Annotated in this window: 13 protein-coding genes and 1 riboswitch; of the genes, 2 read left to right on the top strand and 11 right to left on the bottom strand. The window is 65.9% G+C overall.

The window, feature by feature from the left end; translation table 11 throughout:
* Window positions 1-47 precede the first annotated feature (47 nt).
* Window positions 48-1442: a UDP-N-acetylmuramoyl-L-alanine--D-glutamate ligase gene (gene murD / locus FDT80_RS05465; protein WP_138661191.1), complete on the bottom strand. Its 1395-nt coding sequence runs from the start codon at window positions 1440-1442 to the stop codon at window positions 48-50.
* Window positions 1443-1532: 90 nt separating this feature from the next.
* Between murD and FDT80_RS05470 the strand changes: the two genes are divergently transcribed.
* The gene (locus FDT80_RS05470) at window positions 1533-2444 is read left to right on the top strand and encodes a glutaminase (RefSeq protein ID WP_138661192.1); all 912 of its coding nucleotides are present in this window, start codon (window positions 1533-1535) and stop codon (window positions 2442-2444) included.
* A gap of 88 nt (window positions 2445-2532) precedes the next feature.
* On the opposite strand, the gene mraY is transcribed toward FDT80_RS05470, so the two are convergent.
* The 8 genes from mraY to FDT80_RS05510 all read right to left on the bottom strand — a co-directional run bounded on the left by mraY (window position 2533) and on the right by FDT80_RS05510 (window position 11987).
* The gene (mraY, locus tag FDT80_RS05475) at window positions 2533-3615 is read right to left on the bottom strand and encodes a phospho-N-acetylmuramoyl-pentapeptide-transferase (protein WP_138661193.1); all 1083 of its coding nucleotides are present in this window, start codon (window positions 3613-3615) and stop codon (window positions 2533-2535) included.
* Window positions 3616-3627: 12 nt separating this feature from the next.
* Window positions 3628-5076 (bottom strand): UDP-N-acetylmuramoyl-tripeptide--D-alanyl-D-alanine ligase, encoded by a 1449-nt coding sequence (locus FDT80_RS05480; RefSeq protein ID WP_138661194.1) that lies wholly within the window; start codon window positions 5074-5076, stop codon window positions 3628-3630.
* Entirely contained in the window at window positions 5073-6554 is a 1482-nt protein-coding gene (locus tag FDT80_RS05485) for a UDP-N-acetylmuramoyl-L-alanyl-D-glutamate--2,6-diaminopimelate ligase (protein WP_138661195.1), read from the bottom strand. The genes FDT80_RS05480 and FDT80_RS05485 overlap by 4 nt, the downstream gene beginning before the upstream one ends.
* Window positions 6555-6573: 19 nt before the next feature.
* On the bottom strand, window positions 6574-8358 hold the full coding sequence (locus FDT80_RS05490) for a peptidoglycan D,D-transpeptidase FtsI family protein (RefSeq protein WP_138661196.1): 1785 nt from the start codon (window positions 8356-8358) through the stop codon (window positions 6574-6576).
* Window positions 8355-8711, bottom strand: coding sequence for a cell division protein FtsL (ftsL, locus tag FDT80_RS05495; protein WP_138661197.1), 357 nt, complete (start codon window positions 8709-8711; stop codon window positions 8355-8357). The genes FDT80_RS05490 and ftsL overlap by 4 nt, the downstream gene beginning before the upstream one ends.
* Window positions 8712-9701, bottom strand: coding sequence for a 16S rRNA (cytosine(1402)-N(4))-methyltransferase RsmH (rsmH, locus tag FDT80_RS05500; protein ID WP_138661198.1), 990 nt, complete (start codon window positions 9699-9701; stop codon window positions 8712-8714).
* 4 nt (window positions 9702-9705) lie between these two features.
* Window positions 9706-10209 carry a division/cell wall cluster transcriptional repressor MraZ gene (gene mraZ, locus FDT80_RS05505; RefSeq protein ID WP_138661199.1) on the bottom strand — a complete coding sequence of 168 codons (504 nt, stop codon included), beginning with the start codon at window positions 10207-10209 and terminating at the stop codon, window positions 9706-9708.
* Between the two features lie 707 nt (window positions 10210-10916).
* Window positions 10917-11987 carry an Mrp/NBP35 family ATP-binding protein gene (locus FDT80_RS05510; protein WP_138661200.1) on the bottom strand — a complete coding sequence of 357 codons (1071 nt, stop codon included), beginning with the start codon at window positions 11985-11987 and terminating at the stop codon, window positions 10917-10919.
* A gap of 221 nt (window positions 11988-12208) precedes the next feature.
* Here FDT80_RS05510 and FDT80_RS05515 point away from each other — a divergent pair, with 221 nt between their 5' ends.
* Window positions 12209-12445 carry a DUF1127 domain-containing protein gene (locus FDT80_RS05515; protein WP_138661201.1) on the top strand — a complete coding sequence of 79 codons (237 nt, stop codon included), beginning with the start codon at window positions 12209-12211 and terminating at the stop codon, window positions 12443-12445.
* Window positions 12446-12739: 294 nt separating this feature from the next.
* Here FDT80_RS05515 and FDT80_RS05520 read toward each other — a convergent pair whose 3' ends face one another.
* On the bottom strand, window positions 12740-13015 hold the full coding sequence (locus FDT80_RS05520; protein WP_138661202.1) for a hypothetical protein: 276 nt from the start codon (window positions 13013-13015) through the stop codon (window positions 12740-12742).
* Window positions 13016-13116: 101 nt separating this feature from the next.
* Window positions 13117-13332: riboswitch (cobalamin riboswitch) on the bottom strand.
* 130 nt (window positions 13333-13462) lie between these two features.
* Window positions 13463-15808 carry an ATP-dependent helicase gene (locus FDT80_RS05525; RefSeq protein ID WP_138661203.1) on the bottom strand — a complete coding sequence of 782 codons (2346 nt, stop codon included), beginning with the start codon at window positions 15806-15808 and terminating at the stop codon, window positions 13463-13465.
* Window positions 15809-15869: the final 61 nt, after the last annotated feature.

Raw genomic sequence — 15869 nt, forward strand, 5'->3', positions numbered from 1 at the left:
AAATACCGCGGGGGTTCGGGGGCAGTGCCCCCGCCTCGGCGCGGCCATCAAAGATGGCGCGCCACCTCCGCCACGAAATCATCGCCACGCTGCTCGAAATTGTCGTATTGGTCGAAACTTGCCGCCGCCGGCGCCAGCAGCACCACATCGCCGGGCTCCGCGTCCTCGACCGCGCGCGCCACCGCCACCGCCATCGTGCCGCAGACCTCCGCCTCGACCTCCAACTGCAGGGCGAACCCCGCCGCCTCACGTCCGATGACATAGGCCTTGCGCACGCTGGCGGACAGATCGCCCAGGCCCGCCAGGCCACCGTCCTTCTCCAGCCCTCCGCAAATCCAGCGGATGTTGCGGAACGCGGCAAGCGCCTTGGCCGCGCTGTCCACGTTGGTGGCCTTGCTGTCGTTGACAAACCGCACGCCGCGCGCCTCGCCCACGGTCTGGCTGCGGTGCGGCAGACCCGCAAAGCTGTGGAACGCCGCCTCGATCCCTTTCGGCGCCAGACCCAGGCCACGGCACGCGGCATAGGCGGCACAGGCATTCTGGTGATTGTGCGCCCCCGGCAACCCCTCGATGCCGCGCAGGTCGATGGACCCGACCTGGCGCCCCTTGCGATACTCCGACAAGAACCCCTTGCGCGCAAAGACCTGCCAGCCCGGTCCGGTCAGCTTGCGGGTGACGGACACACGGATCACGCGGTCGTCGCCGCGCCCCTCCGCCATCTGCCCGGCCAGAAACCGCCCCTCCGCCTCGTCCACTCCGATCACCGCCCGGTCGGGCCCGCCTTCGGCGAACAGCCGCCGCTTGGCCGCGAAATAGCCGCCCATGCCGGCGTGCCGATCCAGGTGATCGGGGCTCAGGTTGGTGAACACCGCCACATCGGGTGTCAGGCTGCGCGCCAGCTCCGTCTGGTAGCTCGACAACTCGAGCACCACCACCTCGCCGTCCTGCGGCGGCTCGATGTCCAGCACCCCGCGCCCGATGTTGCCCGCAAGCTGGCTGGGCCGTCCCGCCGAAGTCAGGACATGATGGATCAACGCCGAGGTCGTGGATTTCCCGTTCGATCCGGTCACCGCGATCACCCGTGGCGGCGTGTCGAACGCGGCCCAGTCGCCGGTAGCGAAAGACTGGAAAAACAGGCCGATGTCGTTGTCCACCGGCACACCCGCCTCCAACGCGGCGGCAACGACCGTATTGGGCGCCGGATAAAGATGCGGGATCCCCGGGCTGACCACCAGGCGGGCGATCTCGTCGAAATCCTCGATCCGGCTCAGCGGACGGCAGGCTAAACCCTCCGCCTCGGCCCGCGCCCGCGCCGCCGGGTTGTCGTCCCAGCACAGCGGTGTCGCACCGCCCGCCGCCAGCGCCCGCGCCGCGCTCAGACCCGAACGCCCGAGCCCCAGAACCGCCACAACCGCCCCCGCAAGGCCCTGAACTGGTATCATGCCATCGTTCCTGTTATCCGCACCACGTTTCGGGCATCCTGCCCCTGCTCCACAAACCACCGCGGCGCAGCAGACGCAAGAGAGGCGCCCATGACAGACCTGCAATCCATCCTGACCCGGCTCAGCGACGACATGCATTCGGATGGCGACTGGGGCGACGTTGCGGCCTATATCCCGGAACTCGCAGGGGTGGACCCCGCGCAGTTCGGCATTGCCGCCGTCCTCGCCGATGGCACCACCTTCACCGCAGGCGATACCGATGTGCCGTTCTCGGCGCAAAGCATCACCAAGGTGTTCACGCTGGCAATCGCCCTCGGTCGCTCCGGCGATCAGTTGTGGACCCGCGTGGGCCGCGAACCCTCGGGCCGGGCCTTCAACTCCATCGTCCAGCTCGAGCAGGAACAGGGCCGCCCCCGCAACCCTTTCATCAACGCCGGCGCCATCGCGGTCACCGACGAAATCCTCGCCGGGCGCGCGCCCCGCGACACGCTGGCCGAAATCGTGCAGTTCATCCGCGCCGCCGCCGATGATCGCGACATTCACATCAACGACGCCGTGGCGCGCTCCGAATTCGCGCATGGCCACCGCAACTTCGCGCTGGCGCATTTCATGGCCTCCTGCGGCAATCTGAAAAACACGCCCGAACGGACGCTTGGCACCTATTTCCACCACTGCGCGATTGAAATGAGCGTACTGCAACTGGCCCGCGCCGGCCTCTTCCTCGTCGAGGCCGCCGAGGCGCCGCGGCTCATCTCCGCCGGACGGATGCGCCGCCTCAACGCGCTGATGATGACCTGCGGGCACTACGACGGCTCGGGCGATTTCGCCTACCGCGTGGGCCTGCCCGCCAAATCGGGCGTCGGCGGCGGCATCCTCGCGATCGTGCCCGGCCGGGCCAGCGTGGCGGTCTGGTCGCCGGGCCTCAACCGCTACGGCAACTCCCTCAAGGGCACCGAGGCCATGGCCCGCCTTGCCCGCGAAATGGACTGGTCGGTGTTCTGACCGCGTCCCGCCCTTCTTTGGGTCGGAAATACTCCGGGGGTATGGGGGCTGGCCCCCATGCACGCCCGCCGCAGGCGCAGGCCCGGCCTCAGCGCACCTTCAGCGTCGCCAGCCCGATCATCGCCAGGATCAGCGAGATGATCCAGAACCGGATCACGATGGTCGGCTCCGCCCAGCCCTTCTTCTCGTAATGGTGATGAATGGGCGCCATCAGGAACACGCGCTTGCCGGTGCGCTTGAAATACAACACCTGGATGATCACGCTCAGCGCCTCGACCACGAACAATCCGCCCACGATCGCCAGCACCAGTTCGTGCTTGGTGGATACCGCGATCGCCCCCAGGGCCCCGCCCAGCGCCAGCGACCCGGTATCGCCCATGAACACCGCCGCCGGTGGCGCGTTGTACCACAAAAAGCCCAGCCCCCCGCCGAACAGCCCGGCGGAAAAGATCAGGATCTCGCCGGTGCCCGGCACGTAGTGCACATCCAGATACTCGGTGAAATCGACGCGGCCCACCGCATAGGCGATCACCCCCAGCGTTCCGGCGGCGATCATCACCGGCATGATCGCCAACCCGTCGAGCCCGTCGGTCAGGTTCACGGCGTTGGCCGATCCCACGATCACGATGATGGAAAACGGAATGAACAGATACCCCAGGTTGATCAGGGTGTCCTTGAACACCGGCAGCGCCAACTGGTTCTGCAAGGCCTCGGGATGCGCCTGCGCCGCCAGGTAGGCCGCCACACCGGCGATCAGAAACCCCAGCAAAAGCCGCAGCTTGCCCGGCACCCCGGCCGAGGATTGCTTGCTGACCTTGGCGTAGTCGTCGGCAAACCCGATGGCGGCAAAGGATACGGTGACGAACAGCACGATCCACACGAACGCATTGTCCAGCCGCGCCCAGAGCAGCGTCGACGTCAGCAACGCCCCCACGATCAGCAGCCCGCCCATCGTCGGCGTGCCCGCCTTGGCGAAATGCCCCTCCGGGCCGTCGCCGCGAATGGGCTGACCCTTGCCCTGGCGGCGGCGCAGCACCGAGATCAGCGGCTTGCCGAAGATGAACCCGAACACGAGCGCCGTCAGAAAAGCCCCCCCCGCGCGAAAGGTGATGTAGCGAAACAGATTAAAGACGTCGCCGCCATCCGACAGAAGGGTCAACCAGTAAAGCATGTCGTGCAGTCCTTATGTCAGCGCGTCCGGATCGGTCGCGTCCGCGGCGGGATGGCCCATTTTGCGGATCGCGTCAACGATCCGTGCAAGACCCATCGACAATGACCCCTTGGCCAGCACCACGTCGCCACTGTCAAGCTTGTGGCGCAGGCCCTCGGCCATCTCGGCAGAGGTTTCGGTCCAGCTGCCGCGCTGGTGCTCGGGCAGGATATCGAACAGCGCCCGCATCAGCGGCCCGATGCAATGCACCACGTCCAGGGTTTTCGTCGCCTCCAGATGCGCCAGACCCGCATGCAGGGCCACCGCGTCCGGTCCCAGTTCCTTCATGTCACCCAGAAACGCGATGCGCCGGCCCTTGGACACGCGCCCGATGTCATGGGTGACCGCACTGCCCGCCAGCACCTCCAGCGCGGCGGCCATCGAGGTGGGATTGGCGTTATAGCTGTCGTCGATCAGCTCCAGCGTCAGATGCGTCTCGACGGGATCCAGCAGGATCGTCTCGCGCACGCCCCTGCCGGCATAGGGCGTCCAGCGGCCAAGGCTCGCGGCGGCCAGCGCCAGATCGGCGCCCAGCGCCTGCGCGGCGGCCAGCGCCCCCAGGCCGTTGAGGGCGAAATGCCGCCCCGGCGTGCCGATCTTGTAGAGCAGCGGCGCGCCCTGCGCCTCGGCCTGCACCACGGTCGTATCGCCCTGAACATCCGCCTTCAGCAGCTTGAAATCGAAACCATATTCTCCGAACCCGATATCGCGCACCCTGCAATCGATGGCCTTGGCCGCCAGGATCGCCGCGGTTTCGACATCGTTATTGAGCACGGCAATCCCGCCCGGCTCCAAACCCTCGATGATCGACGCCTTTTCGACGGCGATCTGGGCCACGTTCTCGAAGGCTTCGAGATGCGCGGCCGCCACCGTGGTGACCAGCACCACATTCGGCCGCGCCAGACGTGCCAGCGGCGCGATTTCGCCGGGGTGGTTCATGCCGATCTCGATCACCGCGAATTCGGTATCCGCGGGCATCCGCGCCAGTGTCAGCGGAACGCCCCAGTGGTTGTTGTAGCTGGCCACGGAGGCATGCGCCCGCCCCTGATCCGACAGGATCGAAAGCAGCATTTCCTTGGTCGAGGTCTTGCCGACGCTGCCCGTCACGGCCACCACGCGCGCATCCGTCCTGCGGCGCCCCGCGCGGCCCAGATCCCGAAGCCCTTCGAGCACGTCATCGACGATCAGCAACGGCGCGTCCGCGGCCACGCCCTCGGGCACATGGGTCACCATCGCGGCCCCCGCCCCGGAGTTCAGCGCCCGCGCGACGAAATCATGCCCGTCGCGGGCCGCCGTCAGGGCAACGAAAAGATCGCCCGGCTGCAGGGTCCGCGTATCGATCGACACCCCGTCGCAGGACCAGTTTCCCTGCGCGCGGCCGCCGGTGGCTTTCGCGGCCTCCTCGCTCGTCCAAAGGCTCATGCCAGTCTCCCGTCCAGGGCCGCGACCGCAACGCTCGCCTGCTCCACATCGTCAAAGGGCAGAACGTCGTCGCCCACGGTCTGGCCGGTCTCGTGCCCCTTGCCCGCGATCAGCAGCGCATCCCCCGGCCCCAGCGCGTCGATACCGCGCAGGATCGCTTCGGCGCGGTCGCCCACTTCGAAAGCCCCCGGCGCCCCTTGCAGAACGGCGGCGCGGATCGCTGCGGGGTCTTCGGAACGGGGGTTGTCGTCGGTCACGATGACGAGGTCGGCGTGATCCGCGGCCGCCTGTCCCATCAGCGGGCGCTTGGCCCGGTCGCGATCGCCGCCCGCGCCCACGATCGCCACCAGGCGACCCATCACATGCGGGCGCATCGCGGCCAGCGCGGTCGCGATGGCGTCGGGCGTATGGGCGTAATCGACGAACACCGCCGCGCCGTTGTCGCGGGTTGCGGCCAGTTGCATCCGGCCCCGCACAGTTTTCAGATGCACCAATGTCTCGAACACGCGCGCGGGCTCACCGCCGCAGGCGATCACCAGGCCCGCCGCCAGCATCACGTTATCTGCCTGAAACCCACCGATCAGGTTGAGCCGCGTCTGGTAAGTCTTGCCGCGATAGGAAAACCGCACGTCCTGCCCGGTCGCATCCATGCGCTGCGCATCGAGATGCAGATCGCCGCCATCGCGCCCAACGGTCAGCACCGCACAGCCGCGCGCCTTGGCAATCGCGGCCATGTCGATGCCGCGCGGATCGTCGATATTGATCACCGCCACGCCGTCTTCGGGCAGGACCCGCGCGAACAGCCCCGCCTTGGCGTCGAAATAGGCGTCGAAACTGGCGTGGTAATCCAGATGGTCCTGCGTGAAATTGGTAAACCCCGCCGCGGTCAGCGTCACGCCATCCAGCCGCCGCTGGTCAAGCCCGTGGCTTGACGCCTCCATCGCGGCGTGGGTGATGCCTTCGGCAAAGGCCGCGGCCAGCGTACGGTGCAGGGTAATGGGCTCGGGCGTGGTATGCGCGAGCGGCGCGGTCCATGCCCCCTCGACCCCGGTGGTGCCGAGATTGACCGCCGGCAGGTCCATTTCCATCCAGATCTGGCGCACGAAGGTGCTGACCGAGGTCTTGCCGTTGGTGCCGGTGACGGCGACCATGGTCGCGGGCTGCGCGCCGAACCAGATCGCCGCCGTCCGCGCCAGCGCCTCGCGCGGGGCGTCGGTCACGACCAGCGCCGCATCTGACGCCGCGAGCGCCGCCGCCGCGATGCGCGCGCCGGCCGGATCGGTCAGAATCGCCGCGGCCCCCATCTCGAGTGCGTATTGGATGAACGTCGCGCCATGCACCCGGCTGCCGGGCATGGCCGCGAACAGAAATCCGTTGCGGATCTGGCGGTTGTCCACGGCGATGCCGGTAATCCGGGGATTGGCCCCGGACCGCGCCGTGAGCCCGAGGGAGGATAGAGAAACGGCGCGCTCGCCCATAAACCTGTGCCTTTGCGGCTTAGTTGCTGGTGAGCGTTATACCTGACAGATCGACCGGTTCAACGGTTGGTCGCAATCCAAGAAGCGGTGCGACGCGACGGATCATTTCGGCGGCCACCGGAACGGCCGTCCAGCCCGCCGTGCGGCGCGGCTTGTCGCCCGAGGTCTCGACCGGTTCGTCCAGCGTCACGATCAGCACATAGCGCGGGTCGTTAGCCGGGAACATCGCGGCAAAGGTCGCGATCACCTTGTCGGTGTAATAGCCCCCCTGTGGACGCGGCTTGTCTGCGGTTCCGGTCTTGCCGCCCACGGCATAGCCTTCGACCTCGCCAAAGCTGGCGGTGCCGCTGGTCACGACCTTGCGCAGCATCGCCCGCGCATCGCGTGCGGCCTCCTCCGACATCACGCGCGGGCCCATCCTCGGGCCCCTTTGCTTGAGGATCGTCGGTTCGACCTTGCGGCCGCCGTTGGCGATGGCCGAATACCCGGCCGCCAGGTGCATCGCGCTGCTCGACATGCCGTGCCCGTAGGAAATCGTCACGCTGCTCAGGTCGGTCCAGCGCGACGGCAGCAAGGGTTTTCCACCCGAGGCCTCGACGATCTCGAAGGGGGTCGCCTCGAAAAAGCCGAGGCTTTCGAGAAATGCCTTCTGCCGTTCGGCGCCGATCTGCAGCGCCAGCCGACCGGTGCCGCGGTTGGAGCTGTGCACGATCACATCCGCCACGCTGATCGTGCCATAGTTCTTGCCGCGGAATTCACCGATGGAATGGCCGCCGACGCGCATCGGTCCGGCGGTTTCGATCATCGTCTCGGCGTTGACCAGCCCCAGGTCGATCGCCTGCGCCGCCGTGAAGATCTTGAAGGTCGAGCCAAGCTCGTACACGCCCTGCACCGACCGGTTGAACAGTGGGCTGTCCGAGGCATCGCCCTTGGTCGCCGGGCGCGGCCGGTCGTTGGGATCAAAGCTGGGCAGGGACACGACGCTGACCACCTCGCCGGTATAGACATCCATCAGGATCGAGGTCGCGCCCTTGGCGTTCATCAGCTTCATGCCGCCGTACAGCACCCGCTCGGAGGCGGCCTGCACCGTCAGGTCAAGCGACAGCTCGAGCGGGGTATTGCCGTTGGCGGGATCGCGCAGGTAATCGTCGAAATACTTCTCGACACCCGCCACGCCGATCACTTCCGCCGCGCTGACCCCTTCCTTGCCATAGCTCGCGCCGCCCAGAACATGCGCCGCCAGCGTGCCGTTGGGGTATAGGCGCATGTCGCGCGGGCCGAACAGCAGGCCGGGATCGCCGATTTCATGCACCGCCTGCATCTGCTCGGGGCTGATCTTGCGCTTGATCCACAGGAACTTGCGTTTGCCGGTGAACCGCTTGAGCAGCGCCGCTTCGTCAAGATCGGTGAATATCCGCGCCAGTTCGCGCGCGGAATGCGCCGGGTCGATCATCGCGGGGGGCTGCGCATAAAGCGCGTGGGTCTCGAAATTCGTGGCCAGCAGACTGCCGTGGCGGTCCACGATATCGGCGCGGCTGGCGCTGATGATGGACCCGGGCGCCTCGGCGCGCGGCTCCGACGGCTCCGACGTGGCCAAAAGGCCCATGCGGCCGCCCACCACCGCAAAGGCACAAAGGAAAAACACCCCCAGCACCAAAAGCCGCCCCTCGGCGCGCTGGCGCGACTGGTCGCGCATCTGTTCGTGCCGGATGCGGATGTTTTCACGCTCGATCGCTTCCGGGTTCTCGCCGCGCGACCGGGCATCGAGGATGCGCGCCAAGGGGCGCAGGGGCGTGCGGATCATGGCTGATCCCCCGTGGCGGCGGTCATGTTGGACACATCGACCGGGTTCGTGATCGGCAGCAGCGGATCGGGCGGATAGGCGACCTCGTCCACGCGGCCGAACTGATCGGGGTGCAGCGGCAAAAGCCCAAGACGGTCGAAGTTCAACTCGGCCAGATCGCGCAGCCTGTCGGGCCGGTTCAGATACGCCCACTCGGCCCGCAGCACCGCCAGCCGCGCATGCGAGGCGCGGATCGTGCGGCGCAGTTCCTGCGTGTCCGACAGCGCCTTTTGCGTGGCATAGTTTTCGCGGTAGGCCCAGAAGGCCAGCCCGATGACCGACAGCGTTGTCAGGATGAACAGGATTGTCCGCATTCAGAAGTCTCCCTTGACCATCGGCATTCCGAGGCTTTTCGCATCCACGGCGCCCGCTGGCGCATCCGTCCGGATGCCGACCCGCAACTTGGCCGACCGCGCGCGCGGGTTCTCCGCCAGTTCCTGCGCATCCGGGCCGATAGCCTTGCGGGATTTCAGCGTGAAGCGGGGCGCGTCCTCCTCGATCTGGGGGGCAAAGCGGTTGGCCTTTCCGCCAGCGTTCGACCGCGCGGTCAGGAACCGCTTGACCATCCGGTCCTCGACCGAATGAAAGGTCACGACCGCAAGCTTGCCGCCCGGTTTGAGCGCCCGTTCAGCCGCCATGAGCCCGCGGAACAATTCGCCGTATTCATCGTTCACCGCAATCCTGAGCGCCTGGAAGCTGCGCGTGGCGGGGTGCGACTGTCCGGGTTTCTGACGCGGCAGGCACCCCTCGACCAGATGCGCCAGTTGCAGCGTGGTGGTGATCGGCGCCTCGCTGCGGGCGCGCACGATGGCCTTCGCGATCCTGCGGCTGGCGCGTTCCTCGCCGTACTGGAACAGGATATTGGCGATCACCTCTTCCTCGGCCGTGTTCACGATGTCGGCGGCCGACGGGCCCTCCTGGCTCATCCGCATGTCCAGCGGGCCGTCCCGCATGAACGAAAACCCGCGCTCCGCCTGGTCGAGCTGCATCGAGGACACGCCCAGATCCAGCACGACGCCATCCAGATCGGTGGCGTAATCGTCCATCTTTGAAAACACGCCCTGCTGCATCACGATCCGGTCGCCGTATCGGTCGGACCACGATCTGGCCATTTCAAAGGCCACCGGGTCACGGTCCACCGCGATCACGCGCGCGGCGCCGGCCTCCAGCAATCCGCGGGTATAGCCGCCCGCGCCGAACGTGCCGTCCAGCCATGTTCCCGTGACCGGTGCCACCGCCGCCAGAAGCGGGCGCAGCAGGACAGGAACATGAGGGGCGGAGGACGCGGAGGAAGGAGCCGCCATATCGTCAGGCCCCCGGCGCGCCATCCAGGAATTCCAGCGGATCGAAATTCTCCGGAAGGTCGTCCAGCCAGTCTTCGGTGCGGGCCAGTTCCTCGGCCTCGTAAGTCTCGGGCTTCCATATCTGGAAGGTATCGCCGGCGGCAATGAAGAACGCCTCGCCGTCGAGCTCGATCTTGTTGCGCAGCTTGGCGGGCAGCACCAGGCGGCCCGTGTCATCGATCGAGGTCGGAAAGCTTTGACCGTGAAACAGCCGTTGCAGCATCTTGCGCTGCATCGATCCGCGCGGCAGCGCGTCGATCTTGGCATCGACCTCCTCAATGGCCTCCATCGTGTAACATTCGAGGAAATTCCGGCGGTGATCGCCATAGACGATGACCAGTTCCGGCGGGTTGCCCGGGGTCCAGTTGGGGTCGGCGGCCTCGATCACACGGCGAAAGAAGGCCGGGATGGACACCCGCCCCTTGCTGTCGACCTTATGTTGGCCTTCGCCTCTGAACCTACGGCTCACTTTGTCGTACCCTGCCTGCGCTGTCGCGCCCCTTGAAATGGAAACGGCGGGTTGATCTGCTGCCACTGATCAACCCGCCGCCTGTGTCCCGCGTTGCGGGGAAGTCCGACTGCGCGCGCCACCTGGGGGGATGTCTGCTCGCCCGCGCGCCGGATCTCTTGGTCGTTGGAAAACGAGGTGCCTGTATGAAACCTGCTAGAGTTTTTTTGTCTTGCTTGGGGTCGTTTGGTGCCCCGTCTCGCTCTCTTCCGATGAACAATGAATGACATGGGAATTCATGGGAGGCAACGATTTTCTACGGCTCCAATCCCGGAATACAGTTTTGCACAGTCGAAAAAATCGCCCTGCCAGACCAGGTCTTGGGGCGTTTTTAGCCTAATTAGTTCAATATTGAACTTTGCACACTATATATGGTGAGTCTAAGCGCTGACCACTCTGTCCCATAAATTCCCGAGTTTTTTCACACACAGACTTATCCACAAGCAATGTTTTTGCTTTGTTCCACATTGGCGCAACACGGACAAACAAGAAATGCGCAGATTCACCGCGTTTTTCCAGGAATTGATTCGGAATGAACGGAAATCCGCCGAAATCCGCCGGGACGCCAGGCCGCCGGGTGGGATGAAATCCCATGCCGGCCATAAATGCCCATCCCGGACCATGAAAGCCGCCGGTCCGATGGCACGATGCACCGGACCGTCAGCGGATCAGGCCATGCCGCCCTTGATCAGACCCTGCGCCAGCCGCGCATAGGCGTCGGCCATCGCCCCCTCGCCCGCGGCCACGGGCGTGCCGCTGTCTCCCGCCAACCTGGTCTCCAGGTCGATGGGCAGCGTCCCCAGCAAGGGCACGCCGAGCGCCTCCGCCTCACGGGCGACGCCGCCATGACCGAAGATCTGGTGTTCCGACCCGCAGGTCGGACAGACGAAGAGGCTCATGTTCTCGATCAGGCCCAGAACCGGGGTCTTCAGCGTTCCGAACATGTTGATCGCCTTGCGCGCATCGATCAGCGCCACATCCTGCGGCGTGCTGACGACAATCGCGCCGGTCAGTTCGGTCTTGGTACACAGCGTAAGCTGCACGTCGCCGGTGCCGGGCGGCAGATCCACCAGCAGCACGTCAAGCTCGCCCCATTCCACCTGGCCCATCATCTGCTGCAAGGCCCCCATCAACATCGGCCCGCGCCATACGACCGCCTTGCCCTCTTCGACCATGAACCCGATAGACATCAGCGTGACGCCGTGGGCGTGCAGCGGGATGATGCGCTTGCCGTCGGGCGACGCGGGGCGTTTGTTCACGCCCATCATGCGCGGTTGGCTGGGACCGTATATATCGGCATCCAACAGCCCTACCTTGCGCCCCGCACGCGCCAGCGCCACCGCGAGGTTCGAGCTGACGGTGGATTTGCCCACTCCACCCTTGCCCGACCCGATCGCAATGATGCGCTTGACGCCCGAAGGTTTGGTCGGCCCCTCCTGCGGCTTGGGGTGGCCGCCGATCTTGAGGCTGGGCGCCGCGGGTTTCGCCGCGGGGCCATGCGCCGTCAGCGCGACAGCGGCGGAAACGACCCCCGGCAGGTCGCGCACCAGCTTTTCGGCGGCATCGCGGATGGGCCCCATCTGGCGGGCCACCTCCGGGCTCGGCGCTTCGATGACAAAACGCACCACGCCCTCCTCGACGCTCAGCGCGCGAATCAAATCATGCGCGATCAGGCTGCGCCCATCGGGAAGCTGGATCCGCGCGAGGGCGGCTTCGATTTCGGCTTTCGTTACGGACATGCTCAATTTCTCCTCATCTGCGCCCGTTGAAATGGCAGCTTTGCAGCAAAGCACAAGTCGATCGGCGGAATTGCCTAAGCCATTAGCAGACCGCACAAATTTACGCTACGTCCCCTATGCAAATGCTGCATGGCAGCATTGTTTAGGTATCCATTGTGCAGGTGCAGCATTGGCTTAAGTATGGTCCACAAGCAACGCAGATACAGCAAGCGAGACGCCACATGGCTTATTACAACGAAACAACTTCCGCAGGTTCCACCCTGGTCGAGCGCGCCCTCGGGTATGCCGCGCACCTTTTGGAAACCGCCGCGACACGGCACGCGCAACGCCGCGTGTACAACCAGACACTGACCGAACTGGGGGCATTGTCCAACCGCGATCTGGCCGATCTTGGCCTGCATCGCTCGGAACTGCCCCGCGTGGCATGGGACGCGTCGCAAGACGCGACCCGCAGCTAAGGTCCAACCGGATCAGGCACGTCTCTCCTCCTCCCTGACGTGTCTGTAAAGCGGCGGCGGCATCTTCCTCCTCCCTGATGTCGCCGCTCTCAACCATCCGCATCCTTCGGGATGCACGTCGATACGCGGCAAGGGTCCTCCTCCTCCCTGACCCTTGACGCGGAAGATGCGGCGGCTCCCATCCTCCCGGGAGCCGCCGTTTTTTCTTGCCATCGGGCGATTTGCCCTGGGCGGCGCTGCCCGTGTGGCGCACGTCTTGCGGTCAGGGGCCGGTGCACCCTGCCGCGCGCACCATCAATGCAACCGAAGCCGCCGACCTGCCGCACCGCCGCGCCTGAATGGCGGCGTCTGGGGCTGGGCCGCCTGGCGCAGAAAGCCCACAAAGGCCCTGGCCGCGGGTTCCAGCGTCATATCCTGCGGCACCCGGTCCAGCGCGTCGCGCGCCGCCGGATGCGGGCAACCGTCGAGCGAAAAAACCCACTCCAAAAATCCTTGCCGCGCCGCCTGATCGGCCTGCGCGCCCGTCGCATCCAGAGCCTGCAACCCGGCGAGAATCTGCGAAAAAACCATGTTCTTGTCTCCGACCACCGCCCGTGGCCCTTGGGACGGGCGCAGCATCGGGGGCCGTCGCGGCCAGGGATGGCCCGCATGCGTCCCCGACCGCCACCCGCGATCAACGTCAATCCAAGGCTGGTTTCCGGGCTCGGGGTTAAACGGGCGGGCCGTGAGGGCCCAAGGTCCGGCACCTTCCCAAGACGCTTGCGCGCCTCAGTGGTCCTGCCGATCCACCCACCCTTACCGTTGCGGGGGCAGCGCCGGGGTCTCACCGGCTTCCCAATTCTCCCGACCCCGTTACAGGGCAAGGCACCTCGGATCCCGACGCTACGCCGCGCGGAGTGAGTCTCGCAAGACCTGATTTGGCGGCGCGTCCCGGTCGGGCCCGCAGGTGGCCTGCCACCGGCAGGGCACCTCATCATGGTGCGCGCGCGCCAGCGCGCTCCGCGGGATCACGGACACTTAAAAGGGAATGTCGTCGCAGCCGGTGATGAACTTGGCCACCACCTTCTTCACCCCGGCCTTCTCGAACGCGATCTCAAGCTTGTCGCCCTCGATCCCCGTCACTTCGCCATAGCCGAATTTCTGGTGGAACACCCGCTCACCCATGGTGAAACTCGACAGCGCGTTCATGTCGATCACGGTGTTGCGGGTCTCGCGCGGCTGGCTCATCGGCCGCTCGGCGCTGCGTGACTGCAGGCGTCGCCAGCCGGGCGAGTTGTAGACATTCGCTTCGGCCGCCGCATCGTGCAGCCTTGACGCCGGCATCGCCGCGGCCCCGTATCCGCCGCCATAAAGCCCCGGCGGCGTCAGCACCTCGACGTGCTCATCCGGCAGTTCGTCGATGAACCGCGACGGCATGGAGGATTGCCATTGCCCGAACACCCGTCGATTGGCGGCAAAGGAGATGGTGCAGACCTCTTCGGCCCGCGTGATGCCGACATAGGCCAGCCGCCGCTCCTCCTCCAGCCCCTTCAGCCCGCTTTCGTCCATCGACCGCTGCGAGGGGAACAACCCATCTTCCCATCCGGGCAGAAACACCACCGGAAATTCCAGCCCCTTGGCGGCGTGCAGGGTCATGACAGAGATTTTCTCTCCCCCGTCGTCGGTTTCGTTGTCCATGATCAGGCTGACGTGTTCCAGAAACCCCTGCAGGTTCTCGAACTGCTCCAGCGCCTTGACCAGTTCCTTGAGGTTTTCCAACCGGCCCGGCGCCTCGGGGGTCTTGTCGTTCTGCCAGAACCCGGTGTAGCCGCTTTCGTCGAGGATGATCTCGGCCAATTCCATGTGGGATACATCCGCGTCGCCTGCCATGCGGCCCCAGCGGGCGATCCCCTCCATCAGCCGGGCCAGTTCCGCCCCGCCCTTGCCGCCGATCGCCTTGGTCTCGACCACCAGCCGCGCGCCCTCGACAAGGCTGAGACCGTTGTCGCGGGCATGGCGCTGGATCGTCTGCTGCGCCTTGTCGCCAAGGCCGCGTTTGGGCGTGTTGACGATCCGCTCGAAGGCCAGATCGTCGTCAGGCGACGTGACGACGCGGAAATAGGCCATGGCGTCGCGGATCTCCATCCGCTCGTAGAAGCGTGGCCCGCCGATCACCCGGTACGGCAGCCCGATGGTCAGGAACCGGTCCTCGAAGGCGCGCATCTGGTGGCTGGCGCGCACCAGGATCGCCATGTCGTCCAGACCGAACCTGTCCATCCCGCGCGTGCCGCGCTGCGCCGCCTCGATCTCCTCGCCGATCCAGCGCGCCTCCTCCTCGCCGTCCCAATGGCCGATCAGGCGAACCTTCTCGCCCTCCTGCGCCTCGGTCCAGAGCGTCTTGCCCAGCCGGCCTTCATTGCCTTCGATCACACCCGAGGCCGCAGCCAGAATATGCGGGGTGGACCGGTAGTTCTGTTCCAACCGGACCACATGCGCGCCGGGAAAGTCCTTTTCGAACCGCAGGATATTGCCCACCTCGGCCCCGCGCCAGCCATAGATCGACTGGTCGTCGTCACCGACGCAGCAGATGTTCTTGTGCGCCCCCGCCAGCAGCCGCAGCCACAGGTACTGCGCCACGTTCGTGTCCTGGTATTCGTCCACAAGGATGTATTTGAACCAGCGCTGGTATTGCTCCAGCACATCGGGGTGGGCCTGAAAGATCGTGACCATATGCAGCAGCAGATCGCCGAAATCGGTGGCGTTCAGCTCGCGCAGGCGGGTCTGGTACTGCGCATAGATTTCGGTGCCGCGGTGGTTGTAGGCCCCTGCATCCGCGGCTGGCACCTTCTCGGGCGTCAACGCGCGGTTCTTCCAGCCGTCGATGATGCCAAGCAGCATCCGCGCGGGCCAGCGCTTGTCGTCGATGCCCTCGGTCGCGACCAGTTGCTTGAGCAGTCGCAACTGATCGTCGGTGTCCAGGATGGTGAAGTTCGATTTCAGCCCCGCCAATTCCGCGTGCCGCCGCAAAAGCTTGACGCAGATGGCGTGGAAGGTGCCCAGCCAAGGCATCCCTTCGATCGGCTGGCCCAGCATCTGGCCTACGCGGTTCTTCATCTCGCGCGCGGCCTTGTTGGTAAAGGTCACGGCAAGGATTTCATTGGGCCGTGCACGCCCGGTGTTCATCAGGTGCACGATCCGCGCGGTCAGGGCGCGCGTCTTGCCCGTGCCCGCCCCCGCCAGCATCAGCACGGGCCCGTCCATCTGCTCTACCGCGGCACGTTGTGCGGGGTTCAACCCGTCCAGATAGGGCTGCGGCCGCGCGGCCATCGCGCGCGCCGACAGCGATGCGCCGTCAAAGGCGTCCATTTCATCGAAACTGCTCATGGCGAACAACCTAGCGCCAGATGACCGATAGATAAAGGTTCGTTCACACTTCGTTCCGCAG

Source organism: Sulfitobacter sabulilitoris, assembly GCF_005887615.1.
In the GTDB taxonomy this organism is placed as follows: domain Bacteria; phylum Pseudomonadota; class Alphaproteobacteria; order Rhodobacterales; family Rhodobacteraceae; genus Sulfitobacter_E; species Sulfitobacter_E sabulilitoris.

Excerpts from the sequence above, each read along its gene's own strand:
- FDT80_RS05470 (WP_138661192.1), top strand. The coding sequence starts at position 1,533 with ATGACAGACCTGCAATCCATCCTGACCCGGCTCAGCGACGACATGCAT.
- FDT80_RS05490 (WP_138661196.1), bottom strand. The coding sequence starts at position 8,358 with ATGATCCGCACGCCCCTGCGCCCCTTGGCGCGCATCCTCGATGCCCGG.
- murD (WP_138661191.1), bottom strand. The coding sequence starts at position 1,442 with ATGATACCAGTTCAGGGCCTTGCGGGGGCGGTTGTGGCGGTTCTGGGG.
- FDT80_RS05510 (WP_138661200.1), bottom strand. The coding sequence starts at position 11,987 with ATGTCCGTAACGAAAGCCGAAATCGAAGCCGCCCTCGCGCGGATCCAG.
- FDT80_RS05520 (WP_138661202.1), bottom strand. The coding sequence starts at position 13,015 with ATGGTTTTTTCGCAGATTCTCGCCGGGTTGCAGGCTCTGGATGCGACG.
- FDT80_RS05480 (WP_138661194.1), bottom strand. The coding sequence starts at position 5,076 with ATGAGCCTTTGGACGAGCGAGGAGGCCGCGAAAGCCACCGGCGGCCGC.
- FDT80_RS05515 (WP_138661201.1), top strand. The coding sequence starts at position 12,209 with ATGGCTTATTACAACGAAACAACTTCCGCAGGTTCCACCCTGGTCGAG.
- FDT80_RS05485 (WP_138661195.1), bottom strand. The coding sequence starts at position 6,554 with ATGGGCGAGCGCGCCGTTTCTCTATCCTCCCTCGGGCTCACGGCGCGG.
- mraY (WP_138661193.1), bottom strand. The coding sequence starts at position 3,615 with ATGCTTTACTGGTTGACCCTTCTGTCGGATGGCGGCGACGTCTTTAAT.
- rsmH (WP_138661198.1), bottom strand. The coding sequence starts at position 9,701 with ATGGCGGCTCCTTCCTCCGCGTCCTCCGCCCCTCATGTTCCTGTCCTG.
- ftsL (WP_138661197.1), bottom strand. The coding sequence starts at position 8,711 with ATGCGGACAATCCTGTTCATCCTGACAACGCTGTCGGTCATCGGGCTG.
- FDT80_RS05525 (WP_138661203.1), bottom strand. The coding sequence starts at position 15,808 with ATGAGCAGTTTCGATGAAATGGACGCCTTTGACGGCGCATCGCTGTCG.